The organism is Ferdinandcohnia sp. SAFN-114 (assembly GCF_059415045.1).
Genome location: NZ_JBPFDQ010000105.1, coordinates 13848 through 17393, shown reverse-complemented (window position 1 = coordinate 17393; position 3546 = coordinate 13848). Strand labels below are relative to the sequence as shown.

General features: G+C 37.3%; 2 protein-coding genes. One reads left to right on the top strand and one right to left on the bottom strand.

Going from position 1 to position 3546, the window contains the following annotated elements; translation table 11 throughout:
- Positions 1-103 precede the first annotated feature (103 nt).
- Positions 104-1891: a DNA helicase RecQ gene (gene recQ / locus ACR65M_RS23470; protein ID WP_341332056.1), complete on the bottom strand. Its 1788-nt coding sequence runs from the start codon at positions 1889-1891 to the stop codon at positions 104-106.
- Positions 1892-2202: 311 nt separating this feature from the next.
- On the opposite strand from recQ, the gene ACR65M_RS23465 reads away from it, so the two are divergent.
- Positions 2203-3255 carry a YeiH family protein gene (locus tag ACR65M_RS23465; RefSeq protein WP_341332057.1) on the top strand — a complete coding sequence of 351 codons (1053 nt, stop codon included), beginning with the start codon at positions 2203-2205 and terminating at the stop codon, positions 3253-3255.
- Positions 3256-3546: the final 291 nt, after the last annotated feature.

Here is a 3546-nt window from a genome sequence, read left to right as displayed (position 1 = left end):
TTTAGCCATACAAAAATACTCCCCCAAAGGAAACAGATTTTTTATTTCATCTGTCTACCTTTAGGGGAGCATATCACTTACTGTGGTGCCTTTTGTCTATATTTTATTTAACCACTGCACTTTTCTCCTCAACGTACTTGCGAATCACAGAAAGGAAATCCTCCCCGTAACGTTCCAGTTTTGTCTTAGCAACGCCTTTAATTTCAAGCAACTCTTTTTCATCAATCGGCGCCACTTCACTCATTTCACGTAATGTACTATCCGAAAAGACGATATATGGTGGCACTTGATCTCGACTAGAGATTTCTTTTCTGACCTCTCGAAGAATTTCAAATAATGTATTATCAGTAACAATCTGTTTTTTCGTCACCTGTTCCTTCTTATAAATTTTTACTTCCCCTTTAAGGACAGGAAGTGCTTTTGCATCAAGAATCAGCACTGGATACTGAGAGTTTGTCAATTTGACATATCCTTCGGCAGCTAAATAGTCGATTAAACCCACAATTTGTTTTTCGGAATACTGCTTGAGCAGGCCATATGTGGTTAATGTTGTAAATCCTAATTCAAGGATTTTTTTGTTTCTTGATCCTTTCAGCACCTGAGCAACTAACGTCTTTCCAAATCGTTCTTTCATTCGTTTAATACAGGAAAACACCATTAGCGCTTCTGTGGTTACATCTATTTTTTCACGGTTATCGGTACAGTTAAAACATCTACCACATTCGGGACTTTCGTTCTCTCCGAAGTATTCTAAAATATAGGTTTGTAGGCATTTTTCTGTATGACAATAATCAATCATTTGCTGTAGCTTGTAATATTCTTGCTCTTTTTTACCTTCATCCATTGTTGATTGCTCAATCAGGAACTTTTGTAGTTGGATATCCTGTGAAGCAAATAATAGATAACAATCACTTTTTTCACCATCACGCCCGGCTCGTCCCGCTTCCTGGTAATACGCTTCAATATTCTTCGGAAGGTTATAGTGAATGACAAATCTTACGTTGCTTTTGTCAATCCCCATCCCAAACGCATTTGTTGCAATCATAACATTAACAGTATCAAATAAGAAATCCTCTTGAGCCCTTTTTCGCTCTTCATCGGAAAGGCCTGCATGGTATTTTCCTACTGAATGTCCTTCTTTTTCTAAAAACGAATGAAGTTCATTAACTTCACGACGCGTTGCAGCATACACAATTCCGGATTGGTTATTATTTTCTTTTAAAAAACTTTTGACAAAATCTCTCTTATTTTCACCTTTTAGGATATTAAATGTTAAATTTTCTCTAGCAAACCCGGTAATAAAAACAGCAGATGGGGTAATTTGCAATTGGCTGCAAATATCATCCTTAACTTCAACAGTAGCGGTTGCAGTCAATGCCGCAACAACGGGCTTTTTCGGTAATTCTGCAATCATATATTGGATGTTTCGATAACTAGGCCTGAAATCATGTCCCCACTGAGAAATACAATGCGCTTCATCAACAGCAATCATTGAAATTGGGATAGAAGATAATAGGGATCGAAATTGAGAGGATTCGAGTCGTTCAGGAGCAATATAAATAATTTTAAAACGGCCAAGCCTTGCATCCTGCAGTCTTTCCTGTATTTCCTGCAAAGAAATACTACTATTGATATAAGTTGCAGCAATTCCAACTCCGAGCAAAGTGTCTACCTGGTCCTTCATCAATGAGATCAAAGGAGAAATGACGATTGTTACTCCATCAAAAATCAAGGCTGGAATTTGATAGCATAAAGACTTCCCGCCTCCAGTTGGCATAATCGCAAGCGTATCGTTTCCTTCTAAAATGTTCTCTATAATGGATTCCTGCCCAGGTCTAAAGGAAGAATATCCAAAATACGACTGTAATACCTGTTTTGCTTGTTCAATCATAAAAAAACACCTTTTTAATTTTATTTTTCTAATTTCTGCAAAAATGTGCGTTTGACGTAGTGTACTACCCCACATGTCCGCATGACCTTGTGCATACTATACAGTGTGGTGTTAGCTCCTTATTCTTTATCTGTTCGTGTTAGGAAGTGAGTATTCACTTCCTCTTTTTTGTTCCAACGATATGGGTCACAAAGAAGTTGTATTATTAGACATTCATCTTATCTAAATTATAAAGGAAGAACTTTAAGGTGTGAAGGGTGTCCACGATATGGTAAGATAAAACTTATTATATATATTGAGGGATGGAACACGTGGGTAATGCAAATCTACAAGTATCACAAACTTACGAAAAAAGATCTTTTTTGTTAGAGCACACACAATCACTCCGAAATAAGCTTCCTGGTGTAGCTCTCGTTTTTATTATAGGCGTTTTGGCGAACTCATTAGGTAAGGATTTTCCGTTGATTGGTGGAGCTGTAATTGCAATCATCATCGGAATCATGATCCGAAACTTTTTGGGAATACCGACTGTTTTTTTGGAAGGAATTTCCTATACGTTAAAAATGTTACTTAAGACTGCGATTGTTCTTCTTGGTTTTGGTCTTAGTTATGCCAGTATTTTTCAACTAGGGTATGAAGCAATTCTATTAGTTGTTGTAGCGGTTTTAGCAGGAATTCTTTTTACATTTTTATTGGCCAAACTCTTTAAGTTGAGTGGAAATATTCCAATTCTGGTTTCTCTAGGAACAGCAATATGCGGTGCAACAGCTATTGTTACATCAAGCCCAATTGTTCGTGCAAAAGAGGAAGAAACAGCTTATGCGATTAATACCATCTTTGCTTTTAATGTATTGGCGGTGTTATTCTACCCATTAATAGGACAACTTTTTTCCATGCCAGACCATATTTTTGGAATATGGGCAGGGGTCGCAATACACGATACATCATCGGTAGTAGCTGCTGGATATAGCTATAGCAATGCTGCTGGCGATACTTCTGTCATCATCAAGTTGATCCGAACACTCATGCTAGTGCCTGTTACTCTCATTCTATCTATCATTATTTCTATAAAATCAAAGGGAGCCGCGGGCAGCAAAGTGAAGATAAGTAAGGTATTTCCGATTTTTATCTTATTTTTCGCTGGAGCGGTGGCGGTCAATACCATCTTCTCGCTTCCAACATCGATTACAAGCATAACAGATGGGGTTGCCAAATTTCTAATCCTTATGGTCATGGCAAGTGTGGGTCTTGGTACTGATTTCAAAAAAATCAAATCAGTTGGCCTTCGTCCATTATTTCTAGGTTTACTATCATCTGTCATGATGGGACTGTTAACTCTAACCATAATTCAACTTCTCTATTAGGAAAGAAAGTGAGGTTTTCCTTCGGAGGAGTACGTTAATAAGTGATATTCTGGTTAAAAAAATGCGTGTCACCTTTTAATTAGGTTGACATGCTTTTTTATGTTCTTTACGAAGCATTTTAATTAAACCCAGTTTCTATTATTACTTTATCGTAGGGATTGTGGGGTAATTTTGCCTTATATAGAATAGTTTCGATGTTGGTTGTCAGAGTTCCTCCCTGATATCGACTCTACTTGATTAATTCAGACGTTGACTGTCAGAATAACTTGCTGATTCGGACTCTACTCGATT

Excerpts from the sequence above, each read along its gene's own strand:
- recQ (WP_341332056.1), bottom strand. The coding sequence starts at position 1,891 with ATGATTGAACAAGCAAAACAGGTATTACAGTCGTATTTTGGATATTCT.